At 29.6% G+C, this 453-nt stretch carries 1 protein-coding gene; it reads left to right on the top strand.

Features of this window, described 5'->3' with window-relative positions; all coding sequences use genetic code 11:
• Positions 1 to 331: hypothetical protein (locus tag RCF13_RS11980; protein ID WP_308141216.1), on the top strand; the 331-nt coding region annotated here is incomplete at its 5' end.
• Between the last annotated feature and the right edge of the window lie 122 nt (positions 332 to 453).

Genomic DNA, 453 nt, shown 5'->3' with positions numbered 1-453 from the left:
AGCAGCTATTAATTTATATACAAGTGAAATTACAACTTCACAAGGAATATCAGCAGCAAACATTATATCTGCTGCTATATCTATATACATGATCAATATTTCAATAATATGGGGTATATATGCAGTTCATTCGGAAGGCTTAGTAAAACATATAAAACATATAAAAGTAGTTTACAAACAAGATGATAAGACATGTGAAGGTAAGGATATCAAGTTTGAAGATTTTGATATAGACAAAGACTATTTCTCCTATTTAGATTCTAAGAGAGTTAGAACAGTAATACCTACAAAAGACCTTTTAAGAATTGAGTATGTTTATAAAGACAATTAGGGTTCGAGCCAAAGATAGATATATGCCCTACGCTTCTCTGAAGCTCCATGATTGTAGTTTTATTTGAAACGAATAGAATTATGTTAAATGAGGTTAAAGGCTTTAAAAAGGGTTTAAAAAGA

It is taken from the genome of Stenotrophomonas maltophilia group sp. RNC7, assembly GCF_030910085.1.
Taxonomy (GTDB): domain Bacteria; phylum Pseudomonadota; class Gammaproteobacteria; order Xanthomonadales; family Xanthomonadaceae; genus Stenotrophomonas; species Stenotrophomonas sepilia.
This window is presented reverse-complemented; position numbering and strand designations above follow the sequence as displayed.